The 25613-nt window shown below is 74.2% G+C and carries 18 protein-coding genes and 2 pseudogenes; 11 read left to right on the plus strand and 9 right to left on the minus strand.

Going from position 1 to position 25613, the window contains the following annotated elements; genetic code table 11:
* Window positions 1-16 precede the first annotated feature (16 nt).
* Window positions 17-652, minus strand: a complete 636-nt coding sequence (locus I6A60_RS24110) for an FMN-dependent NADH-azoreductase (RefSeq protein ID WP_203021446.1) — start codon at window positions 650-652, stop codon at window positions 17-19.
* A 154-nt stretch (window positions 653-806) separates the two neighbouring features.
* On the opposite strand from I6A60_RS24110, the gene I6A60_RS24115 reads away from it, so the two are divergent.
* Both I6A60_RS24115 and I6A60_RS24120 read left to right on the plus strand, forming a co-directional pair.
* A complete protein-coding gene (locus I6A60_RS24115; protein ID WP_203021447.1) occupies window positions 807-1400 on the plus strand; it encodes a MarR family winged helix-turn-helix transcriptional regulator in 594 nt (197 codons plus the stop codon).
* Window positions 1401-1487: 87 nt separating this feature from the next.
* Window positions 1488-2774 (plus strand): NUDIX domain-containing protein, encoded by a 1287-nt coding sequence (locus tag I6A60_RS24120; protein ID WP_203021448.1) that lies wholly within the window; start codon window positions 1488-1490, stop codon window positions 2772-2774.
* Window positions 2775-2935: 161 nt separating this feature from the next.
* Here I6A60_RS24120 and I6A60_RS24125 read toward each other — a convergent pair whose 3' ends face one another.
* From I6A60_RS24125 to I6A60_RS24145, 5 genes are all read right to left on the minus strand, one after another.
* On the minus strand, window positions 2936-3829 hold the full coding sequence (locus I6A60_RS24125) for a hypothetical protein (RefSeq protein WP_203021449.1): 894 nt from the start codon (window positions 3827-3829) through the stop codon (window positions 2936-2938).
* Window positions 3830-4247: 418 nt separating this feature from the next.
* Entirely contained in the window at window positions 4248-5915 is a 1668-nt protein-coding gene (locus I6A60_RS24130) for an ABC-F family ATP-binding cassette domain-containing protein (protein WP_203042683.1), read from the minus strand.
* 458 nt (window positions 5916-6373) lie between these two features.
* Window positions 6374-7114 carry a DUF4262 domain-containing protein gene (locus I6A60_RS24135; RefSeq protein ID WP_203021451.1) on the minus strand — a complete coding sequence of 247 codons (741 nt, stop codon included), beginning with the start codon at window positions 7112-7114 and terminating at the stop codon, window positions 6374-6376.
* A gap of 729 nt (window positions 7115-7843) precedes the next feature.
* Window positions 7844-8305: a peptide-methionine (R)-S-oxide reductase MsrB gene (msrB, locus tag I6A60_RS24140; RefSeq protein ID WP_203021452.1), complete on the minus strand. Its 462-nt coding sequence runs from the start codon at window positions 8303-8305 to the stop codon at window positions 7844-7846.
* A 192-nt stretch (window positions 8306-8497) separates the two neighbouring features.
* On the minus strand, window positions 8498-8911 hold the full coding sequence (locus I6A60_RS24145) for a hypothetical protein (RefSeq protein WP_203021453.1): 414 nt from the start codon (window positions 8909-8911) through the stop codon (window positions 8498-8500).
* 123 nt (window positions 8912-9034) lie between these two features.
* On the opposite strand from I6A60_RS24145, the gene I6A60_RS24150 reads away from it, so the two are divergent.
* Entirely contained in the window at window positions 9035-9379 is a 345-nt protein-coding gene (locus I6A60_RS24150) for an RNA polymerase-binding protein RbpA (protein ID WP_013424776.1), read from the plus strand.
* A gap of 234 nt (window positions 9380-9613) precedes the next feature.
* Here the strand turns inward: I6A60_RS24150 and lnt are convergent, their stop codons facing one another.
* Together lnt and I6A60_RS24160 are read right to left on the minus strand one after the other, a co-directional pair.
* Complete coding sequence (lnt, locus tag I6A60_RS24155; RefSeq protein ID WP_203021454.1) at window positions 9614-12442, minus strand: apolipoprotein N-acyltransferase; 2829 nt, start codon at window positions 12440-12442, stop codon at window positions 9614-9616.
* 267 nt (window positions 12443-12709) lie between these two features.
* A complete protein-coding gene (locus I6A60_RS24160; RefSeq protein WP_203012047.1) occupies window positions 12710-14251 on the minus strand; it encodes an amidohydrolase in 1542 nt (513 codons plus the stop codon).
* A 292-nt stretch (window positions 14252-14543) separates the two neighbouring features.
* Here I6A60_RS24160 and I6A60_RS24165 point away from each other — a divergent pair.
* Window positions 14544-14840: pseudogene (locus I6A60_RS24165) on the plus strand (SigE family RNA polymerase sigma factor); the annotation flags it as partial.
* Between the two features lie 144 nt (window positions 14841-14984).
* Here I6A60_RS24165 and I6A60_RS24170 read toward each other — a convergent pair.
* Window positions 14985-15428 carry an Lrp/AsnC family transcriptional regulator gene (locus I6A60_RS24170; protein WP_013424782.1) on the minus strand — a complete coding sequence of 148 codons (444 nt, stop codon included), beginning with the start codon at window positions 15426-15428 and terminating at the stop codon, window positions 14985-14987.
* A 285-nt stretch (window positions 15429-15713) separates the two neighbouring features.
* On the opposite strand from I6A60_RS24170, the gene I6A60_RS24175 reads away from it, so the two are divergent.
* The 7 genes and pseudogenes from I6A60_RS24175 to I6A60_RS24210 all read left to right on the plus strand — a co-directional run.
* Window positions 15714-16883: a 5'-3' exonuclease H3TH domain-containing protein gene (locus tag I6A60_RS24175; protein WP_374113324.1), complete on the plus strand. Its 1170-nt coding sequence runs from the start codon at window positions 15714-15716 to the stop codon at window positions 16881-16883.
* Window positions 16884-17278: 395 nt separating this feature from the next.
* Window positions 17279-19606 (plus strand): HAD-IB family hydrolase, encoded by a 2328-nt coding sequence (locus I6A60_RS24180; protein WP_203011727.1) that lies wholly within the window; start codon window positions 17279-17281, stop codon window positions 19604-19606.
* A complete protein-coding gene (locus I6A60_RS24185; protein ID WP_203011729.1) occupies window positions 19603-20904 on the plus strand; it encodes a zinc-binding dehydrogenase in 1302 nt (433 codons plus the stop codon). The genes I6A60_RS24180 and I6A60_RS24185 overlap by 4 nt, the downstream gene beginning before the upstream one ends.
* A 169-nt stretch (window positions 20905-21073) precedes the next feature.
* Window positions 21074-22654: a lactate racemase domain-containing protein gene (locus tag I6A60_RS24190; protein ID WP_203011738.1), complete on the plus strand. Its 1581-nt coding sequence runs from the start codon at window positions 21074-21076 to the stop codon at window positions 22652-22654.
* Complete coding sequence (locus I6A60_RS24195; RefSeq protein ID WP_203055698.1) at window positions 22651-23634, plus strand: lysophospholipid acyltransferase family protein; 984 nt, start codon at window positions 22651-22653, stop codon at window positions 23632-23634. Before I6A60_RS24190 ends, I6A60_RS24195 begins: the two co-directional genes overlap by 4 nt.
* A gap of 446 nt (window positions 23635-24080) precedes the next feature.
* Window positions 24081-24599: a hypothetical protein gene (locus tag I6A60_RS41950; RefSeq protein WP_238436112.1), complete on the plus strand. Its 519-nt coding sequence runs from the start codon at window positions 24081-24083 to the stop codon at window positions 24597-24599.
* A gap of 930 nt (window positions 24600-25529) precedes the next feature.
* Window positions 25530-25613: pseudogene (locus I6A60_RS24210) on the plus strand (50S ribosomal protein L20); the annotation flags it as partial.

Raw genomic sequence — 25613 nt, forward strand, 5'->3', positions numbered from 1 at the left:
CGCTCGGTGGCGTCGCTCAGGCGCTGACGCGGACCTTGACGGCGTCGGTGGCGGCGGCCCGCGAGGCGTGGAACAGCGGCTGGAACTCCGCCAGCGCCGGGTTGACGCCCGAGAGGGTCATGTGGACGTTGACGAACTCGACGTCCTCGGCGCCAAGTGCCTCAACGACGTGGGTCAGGTACGGCGTCACGTGGTCCCAGCCGTCCTTCGGGGTGCCCGGCGCGTAGGAGCCGCCCTGGGAGGTCACGATGGTGATCTTCTTGCCGCCGAGCAGGCCCGGGTTCGTGCCGTCGGCGAGGGTCAGGCCATGGACCATGATCTGGTCGATCCAGGCCTTCAGGGTCGAGGGGATCGAGAAGTTGTACATCGGGGCGGTGAAGACCACCTCGTCCGCGGCGGACACCTCGCCGATGTAGGTCCCGCGTGCTTTGACGGCCTCGGTCTGCTCGGGGCCACGCTGCTCCTCGGGGGTCATCCCGGCGGAGACGGCGGTCCAGTCCAGGTGAGTCGGCGGCTGGGCCGCGAGGTCGCGGTAGGTGACGACGCCGTCGGGGTTCCGTGCCTGCCACTCGGCGACGTACTCCTTGGCGACCGCGCGGGAGACGGAGTTGTCGCCGGCGAGGCTGGACTCGATGTGCAGCAGGTGGGCCATGGTGACACTCCTCGTAAGGACGTTCGGGGCTCGGGCCGCCGTGCGGCTGCCCCCAGGTCGGCTATCCGGCAGATCGTCTATCGAACAGATTAGTTGCTGCGCCGCTCATCGTAAACACTGACGAACGGAAGTCATTCCGGGGTACCCTCGTGCGATGGCGCAGCTAACAGGAGCCGGGGCCGACCAGGCCCTCACCGGCCCGTGCGCCCCGGAACCCGACTGCCCGCCCGCCAACGTCGACGCGCTGGTCACGGACGACATGGCCAAGGACCTCGGCTGGCTGGTCGGCCAGATCCAGCACGGCTACCTGGCCGCGGCGTCCGCGGCGGTCGACTCGGTGCCGGGCGGCCTGCGCGGGCTGTATGTGCTGGGAGCCTCGCTCTGCGGCCGGGCGCCCAACCAGATCGAGGTCGCCCGCCGGTTCGGGATCGACCGGACGGTCATGGTTCACCTCATCGACCAGATGGAGGACGCCGGCCTCGTCGAGCGCCGGCCGGACCCGGCCGACCGCCGAGCCCGCATGATCGTTGGAACCGACCACGGCCGGACCGCCTACGACGCGGCCCAGGACCGGCTGCGTCTCGTGGAGGACCACATCCTCGCCCCGCTGGCCGAGGATGAGCGGGGCTCGTTCGCCGCGATGGCTCGCCGTGTCGTCGAGCACCTGGTCTCCATCGATCCCACCCAGGCCGAGTCGGCCTGCCAACGTGCCTCCGGCGAGCTGGACAAGCACACTCCGCTCACCTGACCCTGGATCTTACGGCTGCCCGCCCGCGCTCGCAGGCTGTTTCGCGCGACGGAGACGCCCCTTTCTGGAGCGCAGATACTGGCTCGCGTGAGTGATCGCGCCCCGGCGCCCCTTGCCGCCGACAAGGACGGGAACCTCCTGGTCGCGTTCCACGAGATCGGTGAGGACGCCGACCTCCGTGACGCCCCACTGCCCGCATCCCTGGTCGCGCTCTGGACCGACGAAGGCCGCCTACTGCTGGTGTTCGACCGCCGTCGGCAGCAGTGGGAGCTGCCCGGCGGGATGATCGACACGGGCGAGACACCGCGGCAGGCGGCGGTACGCGAGCTGCGGGAGGAAGCCGGCCACCAGGTGGAAGGCGACCTGTTGTTCGCCGGCTTCGCGCGGTTCGCTCTGGGTCCCGAACGTCGTGCCGAATACGCGGCGGTCTACGCCGGACGTGCCGCGGCGGGTGACACCTTCGTCCCCAACGACGAGGTGGCCGCGATCACCTGGTGGGACGGCACCGCGCCCCTCGCGGGCCGCGTGCAGCCGCTCGATGTGCGCCTGGGACAGCTCGCACGGTCATGCCTCGATCGACGCGACCTCGGCCGGGTGTTCGACGAGGTGCCGGAGCTCTACGACCGGGTGCGCCCGGGATACCCCGACGAGCTGTTCGCGGACCTCGCCACCATCACTGGTCTGGCCGAAGGGTCGACGGTGCTGGAGGTGGGCTGCGGCACGGGCCAGGCGACACGAGGCCTGGCGGCGCTGGGTTGCCCGGTGACCGCCGTCGAGCCCGGCGCGGGAATGGCGGCGCTCGCCCGCCGGCGGCTGGCCGCGTTCGGCGACGTCGAGGTCGAGTCGTCGACGTTCGAGGACTGGGATGACCGCGGTCGGCGCTTCGACGTCCTCGTGGCCGCGGCGTCGTGGCACTGGGTCGACCCGTCGGTCGGCTGGCGGCGCGCGCACGAGGTGCTCCAGCCCGGCGGTTGGATGGCCCTGATCGGCAACATCGTCGTCCGCCGGCCCGGGGAGCCGGAGGTGTACGCCGAGACCGCCGACCTCCACGAACGGCTGTCCCCCGGGAACCCTGACTGGGGGCATCCGCCGCTGGAGGAGGACGTGCGCACCACCACCGAGGGCTGGGGACTGGTCCGCGACCCGGGCGCCTTGTTCGGCCCGACGACGGTGCGCTGGTACCCGATCGTCCAGTGGTTCGACGGGGCCGGCTTCGCCGATCTCCTGCGCACGCAGTCGATCTACCGGAAGCTCGCCCATGAGGTCCGCGAGCCGCTGCTCGACGCCATCGCCACGCGCATCCGCACCCGGATGGGCGACCGGGCGCCACGCCGCTACCTGGGCGTCCTGCGCGTCGGACAGCGCACCGACTAGACCTAGGACTAGAAGCGTGGGGCCCCGAGGCGGCCCCGCGGCCTCGGCCCCACCGCGCCGAGGCTGAGCGGCTCGGCCTGCGCCGCCCCGATCGTCGTCCGGGCTTGTCGTCGTCTGGCCTGAGTCCACGGGGGCGCCGCGAGTTGTCCACCCCCGTGGACTCAGGCCTGCTCTGGGGTCGCCTCGGGCTCGGCGCTCTCGGCGGCCTGCTCCGGCCCGTCGGACGCGGGGCTGACCGCGAGGCGGACGAGGTCCTCAAGGCTCAGCCCGTCGTCGAGGTGGTCGAAGCAGGCGACGAGCAGGGCCAGGGCCGCTGTGCCGAGCAGTGAGGTGCGCCGTTCGTGGTCGAAGACCCGGCCGTCGTCCTCGACCATCAGGCGCACCTGCATGCCCTCGGTGACGGCCGTCATGATGAAGTTGAGGTCCTCGATGGTCAGGCCGGCGCGGGGCTTGAGGCCGCGGGCGGCGGCCGCCTTCTCGTAGGAGTCCTGCCAGGCCTGGGTGCTGATCCGGTACATCTCCTGCACCGTCGAGCGGGCGATCTCGTCCCGGGCCGCCATCGCCGCGCCGATCAGCCACGTCCGCATCGCCGGGCTGTTCTGGCTGACGATCAGGTCCTGGTAGGCGGCGTCATGGACGGCGCGGACGACGTCCTCGGCGTCGGCGAGGCGGTCGCGGGCCTCCGCGGTGCGGTCGGCGATCTCCTGCCAGTGCGCCCCGCGCAGGCTGTAGGACAGCACGTCGCGGATGAAGTCCGGCTGGTAGGGCCAGCGGTCGCGGAACGTGCCCTCGGAGCCATGCAGCCGCTCCCCGCTGCGGGTGACCTCGTCGATCACCGCGCGCTGCGACAGCCAGCGGAACAGGGGCCGGTCCTCGGGGTCGGCCCCCTCGGCCGGGCCGAGCTGGGCGTCGATCAGCCGCCGTCCCGCCTCCAGGTACTCACGCGTCAGCTCGTCGTTGGCGAGCACCTTGCGTCCGGCGTCGGTCTTGCGCCGGGCGGCACGCATGAGTCCGGACAGGACGGGGGACAGGTCCTCGTCGGGCGCTTCCGTCACGACCGCTCTCCTTGGGCGAGGGCGCGGCACTATCACAGCGAGCACAGCCTAACAACGTCTCGGCGGCCGATGACGGCACATCCTCGGATATCCGAGGACGGGCGTGGGAGCACGTCGCTGAAAGGACGCGGCCGCGAGCTGGCTCGGCCTTGCGGACTACGAAAGGCTTAACCCCGACAACAGGGCGTGGGTAGCCCGCCTCGTTGTTGTGGGCGCTGGGGGGTGTCCACGCAGGGAGGGCCTGCCGGGGACAGCGGCTCAGACCTTCTACGGGGGGGATGGTCTGAGCCGCTGTCCCCGGTGGCTCGAAACGCGCACAACCTTGATCCCCGCCGGCTCCTGGCGCCCGGCGGGGATCAGTCGTCTCTGGGGGCTGGTCTCCGGGGGCTCCGGCCCGCCGTGCGGGCGCCCCGAGGACCTACAGGGCCGACTCGGTGACCTGGCCGGCCTCGACGTGCAGCCGGCGGGTGACGCGGACGGCGTCGAGCATCCGGCGGTCGTGGCTGACCAGCAGCAGCGTGCCCGGGTAGGTCTCGAGCGCGGACTCCAGCTGCTCGATCGCCGGCAGGTCGAGGTGGTTCGTCGGCTCGTCGAGCACGAGGCAGTTGACCCCGACGGCCTGCAGCAGCGCGAGCCCGGCCCTGGTCCGTTCGCCGGGGGAGAGGGCGCCCGCTGGCCGGGTCATCTGGTCGGCGGCCAGGCCGAACTTGGCGAACAGGGTGCGCACCTCGGCCATCACCCAGCCGGTGGCCTCCTCCGCGATCGCGAGCGTCGTCTCCTCGCCGCGGAACCGGTCCCGGGCCTGGTCGACCTGGCCGACGCGCACGCCGGAGCCGAGCGTCGCCGTCCCGGCGGCCAGCGGCACCCGGCCCAGCAGCGCGGCGAGCAGCGTCGACTTCCCGCCGCCGTTCGGCCCGGTGATGACGACGCGGTCCGCCCAGGACAGGGTCAGGTCGACCGGCCCGAGCCGGAAGCCGCCCGCCGTGGCGGCCGGCTCGGCCGGGTACGCGACGACCGCGCCGGCCAGGGTGGCGACCACGTCGCCAGAACGGGGCGCCGCGGCGATCGTCATCCGCAGCTGCCACTCTTTGCGCGGCTCGTCGACCTCCTCCAGCCGGTTCAGCTTCGTCTCCAGGTTGCGGACCCGGGACGCGCTCTTCGTCGCCGCCTCGATCTTGTAGCTGCGCACCGAGCGGTCGTTGTCCGGGACCTTGCGCTTGGCCCGGATCGCGCCGCGCACCGACTGCTCCCGCTGGCGCTGCACCTGGGAGACCAGGCCGGCCCGGGTGTCCGCGAAGTCCTCGTAGCGTTCGCGGGCATGGCGGCGGTCGATGTCCCGCGCCTCCAGGTAGGCCTCCCAGCCGCCCGCGTAGTGGGTGACGTCGCGGCGGTGCTGGTCGATCTCGGCGACGCTGTCGATCACCCGGTCGAGGAAGGCCCGGTCGTGGCTGACCACGACCAGCGCGCCGGAGATCCCGGTGACGAACCGTTCCAGCCGTTCGAGGCCGTCGAAGTCCAGGTCGTTCGTCGGCTCGTCGAGCAGGGTGATGTCGAAGCGGGACAGCAGCACCGCGGCGAGTGACCCGCGGGCGGCCTGGCCGCCGGACAGCGCGGTCGTCGGCGCGTCGAGCGCGTCCGCCGGCAGGCCCAGCTCGGCGCAGACCTGCTCGGCGCGCACGTCGAGGTCGGCGCCGCCGATCGCCAGCCACCGTTCGAGGGCCACCGCGTAGGCGTCGTCGGCGCCGGCGCGGCCCTCGGTGAGCGCCTCGGTGGCCTCGTCGAGGGCGGCCTGCGCCGCGGCGACACCGGTACGCCGCTCCAGGAAGGCGCGCAGCGTCTCGCCGGGGCGGCGGTCCGGCTCCTGCGGCAGCAGGCCGACGTTGGCCGACGGCGGCGAGAGCTCGACCCGGCCGGCGTCCAGTACCGCCTGGCTGGCCAGCGCCCGCAGCAGCGTCGACTTGCCGACCCCGTTGGGGCCGACGACGCCGACGCGGTCGCCCGGCGCGACGGTGAGGTCCACTCCGTCGAGGACCACCTGCCCTCCGCGGACGACGGACAGGCCAGAGGCGACAAGGGTGGCGGACACGCTCCTATTCTGCTCGCCGCCGGGACGAAGCCCGACGGCCCGGACCAGGGCAGTGGGCTTCCTCCCGGGGCAGCGATCGGGCGAGGGGCTGTTGCGGGGCTCGGCTGGAGGCTCGACGCCGCACAAGGCGCAGGCTGGCCGGCAGACCGCGGATCACCGGAAAGCCCACAAGATAGTCAACGCTGTTGACGTGCGCCCAACTCCGATGTTGATCTTTAGGTCCAGAGAACCGCATAAGGCCCCTACGGGGCTCACCAACAAACAAAGGCACCTGGACTTCGTCGGCCGCGTGGACCGCCCCCGATCGCTGCGCCGGGAGGATGCCCACTGCTCTGGTCCGGGGCCGGCGGACCTCCGCCGCGTCGATGAAGGCCGTGGTTGCCGCTGCGCGCCAGCAAGCCGCCACCCGCCGCTGTCGCGTTGTGGGCGGGTGGCGATTCGCTGGCGCGGTGGGGTGGTCAGCCGATCCTGATGGGCGGCGGGGTGACGTCGTCCTCCTGCTCCCCGTGGAGGGAGTCACGCCGGCCCTCGACGCCTGGTCCGGTCTCGTCCTCCCGCTCTTCGTCGTCCTCGTCGTCGAGGTCGACGAATGGGTCCAGCGGGTAGTGCAGGACTGGCTGGGCGTCCTGGGGCAGGACCCAGCCGGGCTCCCAGGGCAGGTTGCCGGCGGGGTCGCACCAGACGACCTGGAGCGCGTCGACGGGTGGGCCGTCGGTGGGCTGGTAGCGGCGGTTGGCGGCGACGAGGAGGTCGGCGCTGTTGTCGGGGTCGACGTCGAGGAGCGCGAGGCGGGGCCAGCCGGGGAAGTCTGCGCACTGCTGGCGGGTGCCGAGGCGTTGGCCGTCGCGCACGTGGTCGCACAGGACATTCAGGATCCGGGCGGCCACGTTGGACCGTAGCCCCGTGATGATCAGTTCGGGATGCCCGTCGTGGGCGGTGAGGCCGACGGTGTACGCGAGGCGTGGCCTGCCGTGGTGGGCGGGGGCGGTCTGCAACGCCCAGCCGTGGATGGCGATGGCCTCGTCGATCAGGGCGTCGTACCGGGTCTCGAACTGCTCGCACAGCTCGTCGAGGAGCCGCTCGGGGTCGACGAGTTGGACGGGCCGACCGGCGCCGCCGGCCGGGCGGCGTTCCGGGCTGGGGAAGGTGGTCGTCGGTCGGGGGTGCGGGCGGGGGCCGGGGTCGCGGGTGGTGGTCATGGCGTCTCCTGCTGTTGGCGGGAACGCCCCCAAGTGGCGCCGGCGGGCCGGCTGCGGTTCGTCTGCGATGTCTGCCGGCCGTCTGGCCGCGGGGTGGTGCCGTGGTCCTCCGATGGGTCACCGTAGTCGCTGGTGGCGGGGCCGGGACGCTGGCTGTGGATACCGGAGCGCCAGCCACAACGATGGCCGCCGTCGGGCCGGGACTGGGGTCCCGGTGGGCCCGCCGGCCGGCGTGGGTGACCGGACTGGGCCCAGGTATCTGGGAGCGGGCGCGGCGACCTGCGAAGCGTTGCCCCCTATGGCTTTCGGCCGGGACACCGCTCGGACGAGCTGGGGGGATGGTGCCTGGTGCCGCCTCCGGCGAGGTTCGCCCGCTCCGGCGACCCCATGATCGCCGTTTCGGCCCTCGGGTGGTCGTATCCTGCGCTGTCGCGTAGCCACCAGAGGGCGTAGTCAGCGATCATGGCGACGGGCAAACGTCACCGGCTCTGGCACGGCGTCCACCGCGTTGGGCGGGTGGCCGTGATCCTGGGCTCGGCTCCGTTGAGTCCTACCTGATGCCGTTCGCGCGGATGTTCTGACGGCCAGGAGGTATGACCGGCCTGCTCCGCTTGGCCAACCTGGCCGGGAGCGGCGCCAGATCACCAGCAATGCCAAGGGCTGTGACAGTCCTCGGCGGTGTCTGGCTCTGGCCCTGATCGAGCCAGAGCCAGAGCGGGCGCCGGTGGTTCAGCTTTCGGTGGTGGGGTTCAGGTCGAGCGCGAGGCTGTTCATGCAGTAGCGCTGTCCGGTGGGCTGGGGGCCGTCGGGGAAGACGTGGCCGAGGTGGGAGCCGCAGCGGCCGCAGCGGACCTCGGTGCGGACCATGCCGTGGGTGCTGTCATCGACGAACTCGACGGCGTCCGGGGTGAGGGGCTCGTAGAAGCTGGGCCAGCCGGAGCCGGAGTCGTACTTGGTGTCCGAGGAGAACAGCGGGTTGCCGCAGGCGCCGCACTGGTAGGTGCCGGTTTCCTTGCTGTAGGTGTAGGCGCCGGTGAAGGGCCGCTCGGTGGCGGCCTGGCGCAGGATCTGGTAGCGGGCCGGGTCGAGGACGGAGCGCCATTCGGCGTCGGTGCGGGTCACCTTGTCGGCCGTGGCCGGCTCCGCCGTCTGGGCGGTCGCCGGGGCGGCGGGGTCGAGCTGGTCGCTCATGGTGTTCCTCCGTTCGGCGGGGTGGGTGGCGGCGGAGAGCCGCCGGAAGGGCCGGGTCCGGCAGCCCTGGGCGGTGTGAGCCTGGGTTGTGGCTGGATTCCGGTCGCTGAGCGCATGGGATGTAGCGGCGGCGGCGCGGGTGGCATTCCCGCGGGTCGGCTGGGTGACAGTCGGGTCGGCTGGGTGTGGGCGTCAGGGGGTGACGTCGCCAGGGTCGGGGTCTGCGAGGACGGGGAGCGCGGCGGCGGCCGCGCCGGCGCCGAGGAGGGCGGCGAGGGTACCGGCGGCGGGGGAGAGGTCGCGGCGGGCCGTGGCGGTGGCGAGGACGGTGGCGTCGACGGCGTCGGCGATCAGGCCGGCCCAGACCCAGCTGTCGGTGGGCTGGCGGCGGCTGAGGGCGTGCAGGAGGCCGGCGCCGAGGGCGAGGTCGCGGCCGCCGAGGAGGCGGGCGGTCCAGGCGGTGCGTTCGGCGGTGACGCGGTCGACGCCGGTGGCGCGCAGGGCGGTCACGGGGCGTGTGAGGGCGGCGATGCCGAGGCCGCAGCGGGCGAGGGCGAACAGGCCCAGGTAGGGGCGGACACCGATACGCTGCGTGATGGCTGACATCGGATGGACACGCGGTATGGCCACGGTCTCGTTACCGACCCTTCCGTTGTGGGAACGTCTCGGCTGGCCGGGTCGTTCAAACTGCTGAGACACGGGTAATCGACAACGCTCGGAGGGGTTTCTATGGGCGAACGCGTTCTGCGGGGCAGCCGTCTCGGCGCGGTGTCCTACGAGACCGACCGCAGCACGGAGCTTGCGCCGCGGCAGACCGCGTCGTACGACTGTCCGAACGGTCACCAGTTCACCATGCCATTCGCGGCTGAGGCCGAGGTTCCCTCGGTCTGGGAGTGCCGTGTCTGTGGTGAGGCCTCGGTGATCGTGGACGGGGAGCGGCCGGAGCCGAAGAAGGCCAAGCCGCCGCGTACGCACTGGGACATGCTGATGGAGCGCCGGACGACCGCGGACCTTGAGGAGGTCCTTGCGGAGCGGCTGGCCGTGCTGCGTGGCGAGGACCGTCAGGCTAGCTGAGCCTGGGCGAACCCGCCTGGGGACTAGGACACGCGACACGAAAGAGGGGCACGGCTGCGGCCGTGCCCCTCTTTCGTGTCGGTTCGGTGCCATGACAGCGAAGGTCAGGCCGGCGGAGTGATCGCCGTTTTGGCCCTCAAGTGGTCGTGAATCGGGTCTTTTCGCAACCATCGGAGGGCCAAAACGGCGATCATGTTCGGGGTTAGGAGCGGGCGGACGTTGTCGGAGGCGGCGCTAGCTGTCGCCGGTGGCGCTCTGCTGGACGGGTGTGTCGACGGTGGTGGCGCCGTTGGGGCTGACGCCGTTGGCCGTTGCGGGTAGTGCGACGCTCCCGGCCGATGTGGCCTTGGTCACCTGCGGGGCGGGCGCTGTCGGGGTGACGAGGGCCGGTTCGGGGGTCGGCGAGGGTACTTTCACCGGCGGTGACGGCGTGGGCCGCAGCGTTCCCGGGCCGCGGCGGCCGGAGGCGACGGCCCATAGGGCGGTGCGCCAGAACGCCTCGACGATGATGGAGCGGCTCATCTTGGACGCGCCGCGTTCGCGTTCGACGAAGGTGATGGGCACCTCGGCGACCTGGAAGCCCTGGCGCCAGGCGGTCCAGGCGAGGTCGACCTGGAAGCAGTAGCCCTGGGACTGGATCTGGTTGAGGTCGCGGGCGCGCAGCACGTCGGCGCGGTAGGCGCGGTAGCCGGCGGTGGCGTCGCGCATCGGGATGCCGAGGGCCGCGCGGACGTAGAGGTTGGCGCCGCGGGACAGGATCAGGCGGCTGCGCGGCCAGTTGCGGACCTGGCCGCCGGGGACCCAGCGGGAGCCGATGACGACGTCGGCGGTGGCGAGCCGGGCGAGCAGCCGGGGCAGCTCCTCGGGCTGGTGGGAGCCGTCGGCGTCCATCTCGACGACGACGTCGTAGCCGTGGCGCAGCGCCCAGGAGAAGCCGGCGACGTAGGCGGAGCCCAGGCCGGACTTGCCGGCACGGTTCAGGACGTGGATCTGGGGGTCCTCGCGGGCGAGCTCGTCGGCGATCTGGCCGGTGCCGTCGGGGCTGTTGTCGTCGATGACGAGCAGGTCGACGGTGGGGTTGGCCTCGCGGAGCCTGTGTGCCGTACGGGTGAGGTTCTCCCGTTCGTTGTACGTGGGCACGCAGACAACTACCCGGTGGGCGTCCACGCCGTTCCTTTCCTGTCCGCGGCCGTCGGGCCGGTGGCCTGTCCGCGGGTCGGCCTGGGGTCCGCGCGCGTCGTGCGGCGCGGGGGAGGCGTCTCGCGGGGTGCCGTCGTGGTCAGGGCCGGTGTGCCGCGGACCGGTGGTGGTCGCTGGCCGTGGGCGCCGGCGCCCGGTGGCGATTCCAGCAATAATGGCCGCCGCTCCCAGGGCGGTCGCGACCGCCTCCGGGATGGCGCCGACCCGGTCGGCGAGGGTGCGGGCGGTGCGTAGTGGCAGTGCGGCGGAGAGTATGCCGGGTTCGTAGAGGCCGGTCTGCGCGAGGACTGTGCCGTCGGGGCTGATGATCGCGCTCTGGCCGCTGGTGGAGACCTGGATGGTGGCGCGGCCGTGCTCGACGGCGCGGATCCGGGTCATGGCGAGTTGTTGCTGGCTTTCGCCCTTGCGGCCGAACGACGCGTTGTTCGTCTGGACGACGAGGAGCCGGGCGCCCTGGTCGACGGAGGCGCGGACATTGCCGTCGTAGGCGACCTCGAAGCAGATGACGTCGCCGATGACGGTGTGGGCGGCGGGCAGGACGGCGGGGCCGGTGCCGTGGACGAAGTCGTTGGGCATCTCGTCGGCGAACCGTTTGATCAGTTTCTGGAGGACTGACCGGCCGGGGAGGTATTCGGCGAACGGGACGGGCCGGTGTTTGACGTACATCTCGCCGCTGAAGCCGGTGGGGGTCCACAGGAGGCCGGCGTTGCGGACGTGGCCGCGGCCTGGTCCGTCGAGGACGGCGCCGACGAGGATGTCGGTGCCGACGGCCTGGGCGGCCTCGTTGAGGAGGTTCGCGGCGTCGGGGTTGAGGAACGGGTCGACGTCGGAGGAGTTCTCGGGCCAGACGACGAGGCCGGGGGCTGGGATGTTCCCGGCGCCGACCTGGGCGGCGAGTTTCAGGGTCTGGTCGACGTGGTTGCTGGTGACCTGGAGGCGCTGGCCGAGGGCGTCGTAACCGCCGGGTTCGTGGACGCCGCCCTGGATCGCGGCGACCCGCAGGGTGCCGTCCTGGGCGCCGGTGGGCAGCGTGACGGCGAGGCCGGCGACGGCGAGGGCGAGGATGCCGACGGTGGGCAGGAGGGCGCCGAGCGCGAGCAGGCGGCCGGTGGGCCGGGCGGCGGGCGGCGGCTCGTCGGCTGGGAGGGCGCCGGGGACGCCGAGGTGGCGGTTGAGGGTGGTACGGCCGGTGGCGGCCAGGGTGGTGAGGGTGAGGGCCAGCAGGGCACCGGTGGCGGCTACGGCGAAGGTGAGGGTGGGGGCGCCGGCGACGGCGGCGAGTGGCGTGTAGGGGGTGTGGGGCTGGCTGAACGCGAGCCGGCCCCAGGGGAAGCCGCCGAACGGTTCGCGGCCGCGCAGAGCTTCCTGGCCGATCCAGACGCAGCCGACGGCGGCCCACGCGTACCAGGGCTTCAGGCGCAGCGCGAGGGTCGTCGCGGGTCCGACGATCGCGAGGATGGCGGCTTCGCCGGCGGCCAGGACGATCAGGGCGTCCAGGCCGACGTAGTCGACGAACCGCAGCAGCGGCAGGAAGAACCCGAGGCCGAACAGGAGGGCCAGGCCGTATGCGCCGCGTAGGCGGCGGCCGCGGACGAGCAGGGTGAGCCCGGCGACGGCGACGGGGGCGAGTGGCCAGGCGCCGACCGGGGGGAACGCGAGGTAGAGCAGGAACCCTGCGGCGAGGGCGGCCGTGGCGCGCAGTGCGGTGGCGGGCCGGGGTGGCCGCGGCCGGTGGCGGCGGGCGCGGGCTGGGCCGCCGGGGTCCGGGCCGTCCGCGGGCGCGCCGGGGGTCGGCGGGGCGCCGGGCGCCGCCATGGCGGGGGTCGGGCCGGTGGGCGCTGGGGCTGCGGACGGCGGTGTCACGGGTCCCAGTTTGCTAGAGCCGGGGGCGGCGGTGTGCCGGAGTGTCCGTCCTGTCCGCGTGGGCCGGTCGGGAGAGGCGGCGGATGTGCCTGGGGGTGCGGCTGTGGGGGCGAGTTGGCCGGGTCGGGGTGGCCTTCGTTACGGCCCTGGCCGCCGCCCGCCGCCCACCCTGGCAGTCACCTCATGATCGGGTGGATTCGGGGTCGTCGGCGCTACCCCGAATCCACCCGATCATGAAAGCGGGCGGCGCCGGTTGGGGTGGTGGTGTCAGGCGTCGGGGTCGTCGTGCAGGACGGTGCCGGCCAGGACGGTGCGGACGCAGCGGGGGTCCGGGCCGGTGAGGTCGGGCAGGGCGGGGTCCCCCGGCCCGGCGGGGCCGGTGGGCCGGCGCCAGACGGCGAAGGTGGCGGGCTGGCTGGGGGCGAGGGTGCCGTCGGTGGTGGCGCGGGCGGCGTGCCAGCCGCCGCGGGTGGCGGCGTCGAACGCGGCCGCGGGGTCGAGGCGGGCGGTGTGGGTGTGGTGGCCGGTGGCGGCGCGGATCGCGCCCCAGGGGTCGAGTGGGGTGACGGGGGCGTCGGAGGACAGTGCGACGCCGACGCCGGCGGCGACGAGGGCTGCGAGGGGGTTCATGGCGGCGGCCCGCGTGGCGCCGAGCCGTTCGGCGTACATGCCGTGTGGGCCGCCCCAGAAGGCGTCGAAGGCGGGTTGGACGGCGGCGACGGCGCCGAACCGGGCGAGGGCGGCGATCTGGTCGGGGTGGACGAGTTCGCAGTGCTCGATCCGGGGCCGGGCGGCGATGACCCGTTCAGGCCCGGCCGTGGTGGCGGCGGCGACCAGGCCGGCGAGGACGGTGTCGACGGCGGCGTCGCCGATCGCGTGGAAGCCGGGCTGGCGGCCCGAGGCGACCGCGGTCAGTACGGCGTCGCGGACGGCCGTGGCGTCGAGCATCGGCGGTGGACGGTGGCCGGGCCGGTCGGCGTAGGGGGCGCGTAGGGCGGCGGTGTGGGAGCCGAGGGAGCCGTCGACGAACAGGTCCCCGCCGATGCCGACGGCGAGCCGGCCGTCCGGGTCGAGGCCGGCGAGGTCGGCCGGGTCGCCGGCCCAGTAGCCGGCGATCGCGGGCCCGGGTTCGGCGGCGGCGTGGGCGAGCAGCGCGGCGAGGTCGTCGGCGGAGGACACCTCGGGGCCGGCCATCTCGTGCATCGCGACGATCCCGAGGCCTGCGGCGGTGGACCGCAGCCGCCGCCACGCGTCCTGTCGCTGGCCCGGGGTGATCGTGTCGTAGGCGTGGACGCGGGCGGCGTGGTGGGCGTCGTCGCGGACGAGGCCGTCGCCGAGCCAGCCGGGCCGGCCCGCGGCGCCGGCCGCGGCGGCGAGCGGGTTGGAGATGACGGCGGTGTGGCCGTCGACGCGGGCGAGGTAGACGAGCCGCCCGGGGGCGGCGCGGTCGAGCTCGGCGGCTGTCGGCGGGCGCCGCTGGGGCCAGCGGGTCTCGTCCCAGCCCGTGCCCAGCAGGGTGGTGCCGGCGCCCGCCCGGGCAGCGGCGCTGACCGCGTCGAGCGCGGCGCCGAGGGTCGGCGTGGCGGCGAGGTCGAGGCCGCCGAGCGCGAGCCCGGTGGCGGTGGCGTGCAGGTGGGCGTCGACGAACGCCGGGGCGACCCAGGCGCCGGCCAGCTCGACGACCTCGTCCGCGTCGCCCGGGACGGGGTCGGCGTCGGTGCCGAGCCAGGTGACGCGCCGGCCGACGGTGAGCAGCGCGGTGGCGCCCGGGACCGCGGGGCTGTGGACGTGGCCGCCGCGGTAGAGCACGGCGCGTTCCCGGCACGGTCCGCCCGCCGTCGGTCTGGCTGGCGCCGGGCGGACCGGCCGGGGTGGGCGGTGTGGTGGGCGGCTCACGGCTGCGAGTCTGCCGAACGGCCGGCCGGGATCCCCGCCCACCCGCCCGCGGTGGCGCTGGTCGGTCGGTCCGCCCGGATTCGGATCGGCTGGCGTCTCATCGTGCGCCGGATCCTGGGCGTCTGGACTGAGCACGGGTGCGGTGGTTCGGGCGAGGGTGCGGAGGCGAGGGTGCAGGGGGGATGACGAACGGGCGGAGGAGTTCATGGCCCGGACGGCGCGGCGGCAGCTGCTGCGCGCGGTCCTGCTGACCGGCGGCGACTGGGCGTCCGCCGAGGACCTCGTCCAGGGCGCGTTCGAACGCGTCTACCTGCGCCGGACGCTGGTCAACAGGGCGACGAGCCGCTGGCGGCGGCTGCGGGTGCGGGTCGACGAGGTGCCGCTGCTCGTCGACGGCGAGTGAACCGCCGACCTCCCCGAGGCGGCGGTCGACGCCGCCGACCGGCTGGCCCAGCGCGACGGCCTGCTGCGCGCGTTACGGGCGCTGCCGCCGCGCCGGCGCGACCCGCAGTCCGGGCTCGATCCCGCCCTGGCCCACCAGCTGCGTTTCACCCTGGTCGCGGGCGGCTGGAAGGTCACCCGGGAGAGCTACTGCGCGGGCATGCACCAGGTGTTCCCTGGCTGCCCGGTCAGTCTCTGACGGGCGTCACAGGGCCGGGGGGCGGCCCTCGTAGGGGGTGGACAGGACGACGAGGGTGCGGGTGGAGACGTTCGCGGCGGCGCGGACCTGCTGCAGCAGCGTCTCCAGGTCGGCGGGTTCGGCGACGCGTGCTTTCAGCAGGTAGGACTCCTCGCCGGCGACCGAGTGGCAGGCCTCGATCGCGTCGAGGTGCGCGAGCCGGTCGGGCGCGTCGTCCGGCTGCGACGGGTCGATCGGCTTGATCGAGATGAAGGCGGTCAGGGGCAGGCCGACCTTCGACGGGTCGACCTGGGCGCTGTAGGAGGTGATCACGCCCCGTTGCTCGAGCCGACGGACCCTCTGGTGGACCGCGGAGACGGACAGGCCGGTGGCGCGGGCCAGGTCGGTGAAACTCATCCGCCCGTCCGCGCACAGCAGCCGGACAATCTGCCGGTCGAGATCTTCGAGCACAGTGCGGAGATTATGGCCTGATCACCGACCGGTTCCGGGGTGATCGGCGCAGTTGTGCACGGGACTGGTCACTGAGCGCGTCGGTATGCCCGACCGGCGCGGGAAGTGCCACCGCCGAATGGCACGAAGGGGCCCTGTTGCCTGGCTGTGGGCCTGGGAGTGGGTAACGCTGGCCTTTTCCTGCCGCCCCGGGGGCGTGTCGGCCGGCTGTTGCCAGTCCGGGCCATGGTCCGGCGGCCTGGGTTGGCGGCCGGGACTGTCGGCGGGCCGTGCCAGGGTGGGCGGGTGAGCGCAGGAACGAGTGAGACCGCGTCCGAAGGGCCGGCGCAGCCGGTCCGCCAGCAGCCCGCGGAACCGGCCGCGCCGGCGGAACCGGGCGGCGGGCTGCTGCTGGTGGACACGCCGTCGCTGTACTTCCGGGCGTTCTACGGTGTGCCGCGGTCGGTGACGGCGCCGGACGGGATGCCGGTGAACGCGGTGCGCGGGCTGCTGGACGTGCTCGCGCGCCAGATCACCGACCTGCGCCCGGCGCACCTGGTGTGCTGCTTCGACGGGGACTGGCGCCCGGCGTTCCGCGTCGAGCTGGTGGAGTCGTACAAGGCCCACCGGGTCGCCGACGTGCTCGACCCGGCGGCCGTGCCCCCGTCGGTCCCGGTCTCGGCGGCGGCGGCGCCCGGGCCGGCCGGCACCGGGGAGGACAGCGCGGCGGGCGCGGTGGCTGTCGAGGAGGTCCCGGACGAGCTGACCCCGCAGCTGCCCGTGATCGACGCGGTGCTGGACGCGTTCGGGATCTGTCGCGTCGAGGCGGCCGGGTTCGAGGCCGACGACGTGATCGGCACGCTCGCGACCCGGTTCCCGCACGGCGACGCCGCCGGCTGGGCGGCCCAGGACCACGGCGAGGCACCTGTCGGCGGCGGCCCGTTCACCGGGCCGGTGGAGATCCTCACCGGCGACCGTGACCTCTTCCAGCTGGTCCGCGACGACGTGCCGGTCCGGGTGCGGTACTCGGTGGAGAAGTTCGCGGCGATCGACGAGGCGGCGGTCAGCGCCCGCTACGGCGTGCCCGGCCGGGCCTACGGGGACTTCGCGACGCTGCGCGGGGACCCGTCCGACGGGCTGCCCGGCGTGGCGGGCATCGGGGCGAAGACCGCGGCCGCGCTGCTGACCCGGTTCGGGTCGCTGCCCGGCGCGCTCGCGGCGCTCGACGCGGGGCAGACCGACGGTTTCCCCGCCGGGGCGCGCCGCCGGCTGGAGGCGGCCCGCGACTACCTGGACCGGGCGGAGATCGTCGTGCGGGTCGTCCCCGACGTGCCGCTGCCGGCGCTGGCGACCCGGCTGCCCGCCACGCCGGCGCACCCGGACGAGGTCCTCGCGCTCGCGGAACGGTTCGGCCTCACCGGCGCGGCGACCCGGCTGACCCGCGCTCTGACGGCGGCGGCTGCCCGCCCGGTGTGACCGCCACGGTCGCCGCGCCCCGGCCGGGCCCGTGGCCGAGCGGCGTCGCCGCGGTCGGGAGATCTGGCCCACATCGGGGCAAACCCGGCCGGCCGGGCGCCGACGCCGTCGCCGGGCGAGGCGGGCCTCCCGGACGGCCGGGCGGCGACGGTACAGACTGCGGGTGCTGGGCTCGCCGGCGGCCGGTACCGGGTCGGCGGCCAGCGGCCGGCCGGTTCGCCCCGGCCGGGTGCTGGCCGCGCCAGATGGCCGAGCCGGTAGTTTGACCAGTCATACTCCGGCCTGGGCGGCGCGTGCGCGTGAACGTTTCGGCGAGGACACCGCTGTAGGTGTCCGGTCATCGCCTACCGTTGCCCAGCGGATGTCAGTGGTGTAGTGGTCGCGGAGGTGGACGGGTGGGGCTGCGGGAGCGGCTCGCGGGCAGGCGTGTGTTCCTGACCGGGGTGACGGGGTTCGTCGGGGAGGCGCTGCTGGAGCGTCTGCTGTCGGACTTCCCGGACACCCGGGTCGTCGCGCTGGTGCGTCCCCGCGGCGGGCAGGACGGAGCGGCGCGGTTGCGCCGCCAGCTGCGCAAGCCCGCGTTCGCGGCGCTGCGGGAGACGCTCGGCGACGGCGCGGTGGACCAGCTCGCGGCGCGGGTGGAGGTGCTGGCCGGGGACCTGGCGTCGATGCCGGACCTGCCGTCCGACATCGACCTGGTGATCCACTGCGCGGGTGAGGTGTCGTTCGACCCGCCGATCGACGAGGGGTTCGCGACGAACCTCGGCGGTCTGCAGGAGCTGCTGCGCGCGGTCCGCGCCGGTGGCGCGTCGCCGCACATCGTGCACGTCTCCACGGCCTACGTGGCGGGCCTGCGGTCGGGCCACATCGCCGAGGGGCGTCTGGCGCACGACGTCGACTGGTCGGTCGAGCAGGCGTCCGCGGCGCGGGCCCGCCAGGCCGCCGAGGACGGGTCGCGGGCCCCGGAGCAGTCGGCGGCCTTCCTCGCCGAGGCGCAGGCCAAGCACCTGCGGGCCGGGGCGCAGACGGTGTCGCGGGACGCCGAGGACCGCCGCCGCGAATGGGTCCGCGCCCGGCTGGTGCGGGCCGGGGCCGAGCGGGCGCAGGTGCTGGGCTGGACCGACAGCTACACGTTCACCAAGGCACTCGGTGAGCGGTACCTGGAGGACGACCACGGCGACCTGCCGCTGACGATCGTCCGCCCGTCGATCATCGAGTCGGCGCTGCACCGGCCGTACCCGGGCTGGATCGAGGGCTTCAAGATGGCGGAGCCGCTGATCCTGGCCTACGGCCGCGGCGAGTTCCCCGACTTCCCCGCGTCGCCCGACGCGGTCGTCGACATCATCCCGGTCGACCTGGTCGTGAACGCGATCCTCGCGGCCGCGGCGGCGACCCCGCCCGTCGAGACGCCCGCCTACTACACGGTCTGCTCCGGGTTCCGTAACCCGCTGCTGTTCCGGGAGCTGTTCGAGCACGTCCGCGCCTACTTCCGGGCGTTCCCGCTGCCGAAGCGGGGCCGCGGCGAGATCGCGGTGCCGGACTGGGCGTTCGCCGGCGCGCGGGCCGCCGAGGCGAAGCTGCGCAACGGCGAGCGGGCGGCGGCGGTCGCCGGCCGGCTGCTGGAGCACGCGCCCCGCTCGGAGAAGGTCCGGCGGTTGGCGACCGAGTTCGACCGGTTCGAGTCCCGGGTCGGGTTCCTGCGCCGCTACTCGGACATCTACCGGGCGTACACGAAGGCCGAGCTGGTCTACGTCGACGACGCGACGAAGGCGCTGCACGACGCCCTGTCGGACACGGACAAGGAGCTGTTCGGCTTCGACCCGGCCTGCTACGACTGGACGCACTACCTCGAAGAGGTCCACTTCCCGGCGGTCACGTCGATCCTGCGCAAGCCGCGGGACCCGGCGCCGCCCCGGCGCGCCGGGGTGAACCTGGCCGCGAACCCGGCGGCGCTGGCCGTGTTCGACCTGGACGGCACGCTGGTCACCTCGACGGTCATCGAGTCGTACCTGTGGCTGCGCCTCGCCGACGAGGCGCCGGGCGGGCGGGCGCGGGAGCTCGCGGGCCTGGCCGCGAAGCTGCCGAGCTACCTGCGGGCCGAGCGGACCGACCGGGGGCATCTGATCCGCTCGGTGTACGGCCGCTACGAGGGCGCCGACCCCGAGGAGCTGGCGCGGATCATCGACGAGGTGGCGGGCGACATCCTGCTGCGGCGGGTCAAGCCGGCGGCGATCCGCCGGGTCCGCGCGCACCGCGACGCCGGGCATCGCACGGTGCTGCTGACCGGATCGGTGGACTTCCTGGTCCAGCCGCTGGCGCCGCTGTTCGACGAGATCGTGGCCTCCCGGCTGACCGTCGGCCCGGACGGCCGGTTCACCGGGAAGCTCGCCGCGTCGCCGCTGGTCGGCGACGCGAGGGCCGCGTTCCTGGACCACTTCGCCGGCCGCGTCGGCGCCGACCTGGGCGCGTCGTGGGCGTACGGCGACTCGCAGTCGGACATCCCGATGCTGCGCGCGGTCGGCAACCCGGTGGCGGTCAACCCGGACCTGTCGTTGTTCCGCACCGCGAAGGCGAACGGCTGGGCGGTCGAGGAGTGGCCGTCGACGACCGGGGAGCCACGGGCGGTCGCGCCGTCGCTGCGGGAACGGGGCCTGTTCCACGCGGCCCGTACCGCGGCCGCCCAGACCCGGGCGGCCGTCACAGGTGTGGGAGGTGCGCGGTGACCCGCGGGCTGGAGCTGTATCGGTCGGTGCCGCGATACGCGGCGGCGCGGGTGCTGTCGAGCAGGCTGCCGTCGCTGGCGGGTGCCGCGGCGACGGCGGCCGCGCCGCTGCGCCTGGTCGACCACGGCGACCCGGCGCCGCCCGGGCCGGACTGGGTGACGGTCCGCCCGCAGCTGTCCGGGATCTGCGGGTCGGACCTCTCGACGGTCACCGGCCAGTCGTCGTTCTACTTCTCCCCACTGGTGACGATGCCGTTCACGCCGGGCCACGAGGTCCTCGGCGTCCTGCAGTCCGACGCGGCCGCCGCCGACGGGACCCCGCTGCGCGCCGGTAGCCGGGTCGTCGTCGATCCGGTGCTCGGCTGCGCCACCCGCGGGCTTGAGCTGTGCGGGAACTGCGCGGCCGGGCACCCGTCGCGCTGTGACCGGGTGACGGTCGGGCACGTGGCGCCGGGCCTGCAGACCGGTCACTGCAAGGACGTCGGTGGTGGCTGGGCGCGGGCGATGGTCGCCCATCACAGCCAGCTGCACCCGGTGCCCGACGACCTGTCCGACGAGCGGGCGGTGCTGATCGAGCCGCTGGCGACCGCGGTGCACACCGCGGGCCGGGCCAGGGTCGCCCCCGGTGACCGTGTGCTGGTCATCGGCTCAGGCGCCATCGGCCTGTTCACGCTGCTGGCGCTGCGGGCCTACACCCCGGCCGCGCACATCACCGTCGTCGCCAAGTACCGCCGGCAGGTGGAGCTCGCGAAGGCGTTCGGCGCCGACGAGGTGCTGTCCCCGTCGGACACGCTCGGCGGGGTGCGTCGCGCGACGCGGGCGCTGCGGGCCGAGCCGGAGTTCGGCGGGCCGTTCCTGCTCGGCGGGGTGGACATCACGCTGGACTGCGTCGGGTCGTCGTCGTCGCTGTCGACGGCGCTGCGGGTGACCCGCGCCGGTGGGCGGGTCGTGCTGTCCGGGGTGCCGTCGGGGGCGGTTGACCTGTCGCCGCTGTGGTACCGGGAGCTGGAGCTCGTCGGCACCTACGCCTCGTCGGGGCGCGCCGTCCGGTCAGCCGACGAGGCGGCGCGGCCCGGTCTGGAGCCCGCCGGTTCGGCGGCGGCGGCGGGCCTCGACGGGCCGTCCGGCGCGCGGTCGGACTTCGGCCGGGCGTTCGAGCTGGCCGCGTCCGCGCCGCTGGACGGCGTCGTCTCCGCGGTCTACCCGCTGGACCGGTGGCGGGAGGCGCTGGACCATGCGCTGTCCGCCGGCCGCCTCGGCGCCGTGAAGATCGCGTTCGACCCGACCCAGACGACATGATCGTGACAATCGGCGGGGGTGCCGCGATGGACATCGCGGACGCCACCGCGTACACCACCACCAGGTCTGCCTGTCCGCGGGTGCGCGGCGCGGCCGGGGTGGGCAGGGCAACGACAACGGCAACAGCCCGCGACGGCGAAGCTCCGTCCGGGCCCGCGACGAGGGGAACGTGGCTGTGAGACCGGGGTTCGTGCTCGAGGTCGACGAGCGGACTCCCCCGCTGCTGGTGCACCAGGGTGAGGGCCTTCTGCTGGAGCAGTTCCCGCTGGGGACGCGGGTCGTCTACCCGCCGGAGTCGCTGCCCGGGCTGCCGGACGTCGACGCGGCGATCGCCGACGCGCTGGAGCATCCGCGCAACAGCGAGCCGCTGCGGGAGCTGCTGTTCCCCGGGATGAAGCTGACGATCGCGTTCGACGACCTGTCGATCCCGCTGCCCCGGATGCGCCGTCCGGACATCCGCCAGCGGGTCATCGAGCAGGTGCTGACCCTCGCCGCCGAGCAGGGCGTCGACGACGTCGAGCTGATCGTCGCGACGGCGCTGCACCGGCGGATGACCGCCGCGGAGATCGAGTACGTCGTCGGGGAGCGGGTGTTCCGGTCGTTCTGGCCCGAGCACCTGTACAACCACGACGCGGAGGACAAGGACAACCTGACGCACGTCGGGCTGACCGACCACGGTGAGGACGTCGAGGTCAACCGGCGGGCCGCCGAGTCGGACCTGCTCGTCTACGTGAACGTCAACCTCGTCGCGATGGACGGCGGCCACAAGTCGGCCGCGATCGGCCTGGCGTCGTACAACTCGCTGCGCCACCACCACAACAGCCACACGATGCTGCACTCGACGTCGTTCATGGACCACACCAGGTCGGCGATGCACTCGTCGGCGTGGCGGATGGGCCGGCTGCTCAACGAGCACGTCAAGGTGTTCAACATCGAGTCGACGCTGAACAACCAGGCGTTCCCCGAGAAGTACGGGTTCCTGACCAAGCGCGAGTGGGAGTGGACGCGCAAGGACCAGGCGATGGCGTACGGCACGACCACGGCGCTGCCGAAACTCCCGAGCCGCCAGCGGCACAAGTTCTTCCAGGGCATCGTCGCGGACTACCAGGTCACCGGGGTCCACGCCGGCGAGACCGAGGCCGTGCACGAGAAGACCCTGGAGACCGTGCACCGCCAGCAGCTCGTCGAGGTCGAGGGCCAGTCCGACGTGCTGGTCTTCGGGCTGCCGTACCTCGGGCCGTACAACTCCGACGCGGTGATGAACCCGATCCTCGCGACGTGCATGGGCCTGGGCTACTTCTTCAACATGTACCGGGGCAGGCCGCTGGTCCGGCACAAGGGCGCGCTGATCCTCTACCACCCGGTGGCGCCCGAGTTCACCCAGCTGCACCACCCGTCGTACGTCGACTTCTACGAGGAGGTCCTCGCCGAGTCGACCGACCCGGCGACGATCGAGGCGAAGTTCGAGAAGCAGTACGCGACCGACCCCTGGTACATCCACCTGTACCGGACCTCGCACGCCTACCACGGGGTGCACCCGTTCTACATGTGGTACTGGGCAACGCACGGCATGGACCACGTCGGTGACGTCGTCTGGGTCGGCGGGGACCGGAAGGCCTGCGCCCGGATGGGGTTCCGGGCCGCGTCGACGCTCGCGGACGCGCTGGAGATGGTGTCCGGGTCCGTCGGGCGCCACCCGTCGATCACCTACCTGCACTCGCCGCCGCACGCCATCGCGGACGTGCGGTGAGCGGCGTCGCAGGGAAGTCCGGCCGGGCGCTGCGGGTCGGCTCGCCCGCGCCCGCGCGCCGCCACCCGGGCCTCGGCCTGGGACAGGTCGCCCGTGGGTTCCGCTGGAGCGGGCGGCCGCTGGTCCCCGCGTCGGCGCAGCCGTTCCGCCCGCCGATACCCGGCCGGGAGTTCCCGACGGCGTGGGCGCGGGGCCCGGTCGCGCGGGCGACCCGGGCGGCGTTCCTCGGTGGGATCATGGACCCGCTGCTGCACTCCCAGCTGACCTGGCGGATCGAGGGCGCCGAGGTGTTCGCCGATCTCGGCGAGCCGGCGCTGATCGTCGCGAACCACGCCTCGCACCTGGACGCGACGGTGCTGCTGTGCGCGCTGCCGGCCGCGGTGCGTGAGCGCACCGTGGTGACCGCGGCGGCGGACTACTTCTTCGAGTCGACGTGGCGGGGCCTCTCGACGGCGCTGGCGTTCGGCACGGTGCCGATCGACCGCAGCGGTGGCGCGCCGTCGACGACCCCGGTCGACCTGCTGCGCGAGGGCTGGAACCTGGTGATCTTCCCGGAGGGCACCCGCTCCCCGGACGGCGCGCGCGGCAGGTTCAAGCTCGGCGCCGCGTTCCTCGCGCTCAACGCCGGGGTTCCGGTCGTGCCGGTCGGCCTGCGGGGCACGTTCGCGGCGATGCCCCGCGGCCGGTCCTGGCCGGTGGCGGGCCGCCCCGAGGTGTCGGTGCGGTTCGGCCGGCCGCTGCGTCCCGGTGCCGGCGACGACGTGCGCGGGTTCACCGCGAAGCTGGTCGCCGAGGTGGACCGGCTGGTCGCCGAGGGGGAGACGTCCTGGTGGGCGTCGCTGCCGCGGCCGGACGGCCCGACGGTGTCGGCGCGGGCGGCCCGCCCGGCGCCCGGCGGCGGTGAGCCGGCCCGGTGGCGCAAGGTGTGGGCGGCGACCGAGCCGCCCGCGCCCACCCGCCCCCGCTCGCCCTGGTCGTAGCCTCACTCCGGCCGTGGCGTTCCGGGCCCGGCTTGCGGGTCCCGGATTTTCGGCAGTCCGCTCCAGGCCTGGGGCTGGTCATGCGTGGTGGTTCTCATGATCTGGTGGATTCGGGGTAGCCCAGGCGACCGTGAATTCACCCGATCATGAAAGCAGTCCCGGGATCCGGACACGGTCTGTCAGCGTTCGGCGGATGGCCGGGCGCGGCTTGGGGACCCGTTCTCGCGGTGTCTGGCGTCCCTGATTCACCCCGCCCACCAGTGTGAGATGGGTCACATCAAGATCAAGATGTGGATAAGCCTGTCCACGACACGGTGGGTAACCGGACGGCGGCTGGGGACCGCGGTGGGTACGGCTGGGGATTGCCTGTGGGGCGGGCACAACCCAGCCGACAGGCCGAATGTCAAGGCATTGAAGGACGCCCGTCGGTAGGTATCACTGGGTGCATGGCCCTCCTGCACAGGCTCCGCCGCCCCGACGAGACGTTCGCCGACGACCTTGCCGCCGGCCTGGCCGTCACGGCCCGTGACCTCGCTCCGGCCGGCCTCGTGTCCGCCGGGCCTGCCCCGGCCGGCCGTGTGCCGGGCGGACGTCTGTCTGGCGGGCCTGTGCCGGCCGGCCGTGTGCCCGCCCGCGTCACCGCCGCCCGCCCGGTCACGGCGCCGGCCGCCGGCGGGCCGCCGGCTGGCGACCGCGGGCTTGCCGCCGCGCGGCGCGACGTGCCCGCGCTGCCGCCCAGCGTGGCCCGGGTGGCCGCCCGCACCCGGCTGTCGGCCGAGCTGCTCGCCGCGATCCTGGAGGTCGACGCCCGGCAGCGGGCGACCCTCGACGACATCGAACGCGCCGACGCGCTCGCGCGACGACTGCTCGCCCGCCGCGCGGACCGCCAGCGCGCCGCTGCCTCGGGCCGCCCCGGCTCCCAGCCGCGGGCCCGCCGCGGCGCCGCGGCCCGGCTCGCCGGCTGACGAATGGCCCGCGGCATCACCCACGCCCGCGCTGCCAGCCGGTCGGACCGGCGCGACAGACCGGGGTGGGCGGCGGTCCGGGACCCCCTGCGGTTCGGGACCGCTTGCCGTTCGGGATCCCCTGCCGCTCGGGATCCCTGTGGACGCGACGGCGCTGTCCACAGCGGCGGGCGGCCGCCGGACAGGCCGGTCGGATCGGGTGACGCTCTGTTCCGCCTGCTGGGCGCGGCCAACGCCGTCCGCGGCCAGGAGGCTCCGCCGGTCAGGCGGCGGTGACGGACCAGGGCGAGGGGACATGGCATGACGGACTGGAAGCGGCGCGGCGCGCGCCACACCCTGGGCGGGGGTGCGCGGTGAGCGCCGCCGGACTGCCACCCAAGACGGTGGGTGGTGCGGCGCGGCGCCCGGTGGTGACGGAGGAGGGCCCGGCCGATGTGCTGCACCTGAAGGTCGAGCAGGACGCGGTACCGGCCGGGGTGTCGCTCGGCCAGGGCAGGGCGCTGCTAGCCGGGATGGCCAGGCTGCTGCAGGCGGCGGCGATGGCGGTGATCGGCCCGGCGCCCCGGTTCGCCGGCCGACGGCCCGACGTCGTGAAGGCGTTCGTCGAGCAGGACGTCCGTTTCGCGCACACCGACGCGGCCGGCTCCCTGCTGGCCGTGTTCATCCGCCTCGACGACGACCCGCCGGCCACGCCGGGCGAACCAGGCCGGCGGGCCGCCGCGAACTGGCCGGCGGGCCCCGCGGCGGTGCGGCTCGCCCCGTTCCAGCGCCGCGCCGGCGTCCTGACGGCGGGTGCCCTCGTCGCGGTCACCGAGGCCGTCGGCGAACATCGCGCCGGGCGGCGACCCACTCCGCCCCCGCCTCCCCCCCCCGCCAACGCCCCACACGCCCCACCCTATCACCCCCCCCCCCCGGCCCCCCCGCCCCCCCCCGGGCCACTTCCGGCAGCTGTGGATCACCCGCATCAACGCGGCCGCCCGCGCCAACGGCATGACCTACAACCGCTTCATCCAG

Origin of the sequence: Frankia sp. AgB1.9 (genome assembly GCF_016786355.1) — a bacterium.
In the GTDB taxonomy this organism is placed as follows: domain Bacteria; phylum Actinomycetota; class Actinomycetes; order Frankiales; family Frankiaceae; genus Pseudofrankia.

Bases quoted from the DNA above. Each gene is read 5' to 3' on its own strand.
- I6A60_RS24110 (WP_203021446.1), bottom strand. From the start codon at position 652: ATGGCCCACCTGCTGCACATCGAGTCCAGCCTCGCCGGCGACAACTCC.
- I6A60_RS24115 (WP_203021447.1), top strand. From the start codon at position 807: ATGGCGCAGCTAACAGGAGCCGGGGCCGACCAGGCCCTCACCGGCCCG.
- I6A60_RS24135 (WP_203021451.1), bottom strand. From the start codon at position 7,114: ATGACCACCACCCGCGACCCCGGCCCCCGCCCGCACCCCCGACCGACG.
- msrB (WP_203021452.1), bottom strand. From the start codon at position 8,305: ATGAGCGACCAGCTCGACCCCGCCGCCCCGGCGACCGCCCAGACGGCG.
- I6A60_RS24145 (WP_203021453.1), bottom strand. From the start codon at position 8,911: ATGTCAGCCATCACGCAGCGTATCGGTGTCCGCCCCTACCTGGGCCTG.
- I6A60_RS24150 (WP_013424776.1), top strand. From the start codon at position 9,035: ATGGGCGAACGCGTTCTGCGGGGCAGCCGTCTCGGCGCGGTGTCCTAC.
- I6A60_RS41950 (WP_238436112.1), top strand. From the start codon at position 24,081: ATGGCCCTCCTGCACAGGCTCCGCCGCCCCGACGAGACGTTCGCCGAC.